This window comes from Bradyrhizobium sp. NBAIM08 (assembly GCF_020193935.1).
In the GTDB taxonomy this organism is placed as follows: domain Bacteria; phylum Pseudomonadota; class Alphaproteobacteria; order Rhizobiales; family Xanthobacteraceae; genus Bradyrhizobium; species Bradyrhizobium yuanmingense.
The window spans coordinates 1-421 of the sequence record NZ_JADYVR010000687.1 but is presented as its reverse complement, the minus strand read 5'-3'; the positions used below and the strand labels follow the sequence as shown (position 1 = coordinate 421).

Annotated in this window: 1 protein-coding gene; it reads left to right on the top strand. The window is 61.0% G+C overall.

The genetic code is table 11. The features are described 5' to 3' along the window. Positions 1-89 precede the first annotated feature (89 nt). Positions 90-421, top strand: a 332-nt coding sequence (locus I6F37_RS41570) for a restriction endonuclease subunit S (RefSeq protein WP_249795479.1), incomplete at its 3' end; no start/stop codon positions are given.

Sequence of the window (421 nt, the reverse complement as noted above, 5' to 3'; positions counted from 1 at the left end):
CCCCAGCAGACGGCATCGACCAAGACTGGCTTCAGTTTCGGTTGGAGGCAGCGATTCCAGATCTGACGGAGGAAGCGCACGGGACCACCATGAAGCACATCCGCAAGGGGACACTTTCGTCGCAGACGACCCCCGTCCCCCCGCTCGATGAGCAAAGGCGGATCGCCGAGGTGCTGCGGTCGGTGGATCAGACAATCGAGGCACAGGACAAGGTGTGCCGCCAGTTGTCGGCTGCTTTCAGCAGCACGTTAGAGGCTTGCTTCACCGCTGCCGATTGGCAAGCGCATCCTCTCGGAGACCTCTGCGAGTCAATTCAGGTGGGCATCGTGGTGCGACCCGCGTCCTACTATGTCGATAGCGGCGGAGTCCCAGCGTTGCGTTCTCTGAACGTGCTGGAGAACCGCCTCGCTCTCTCAGATTT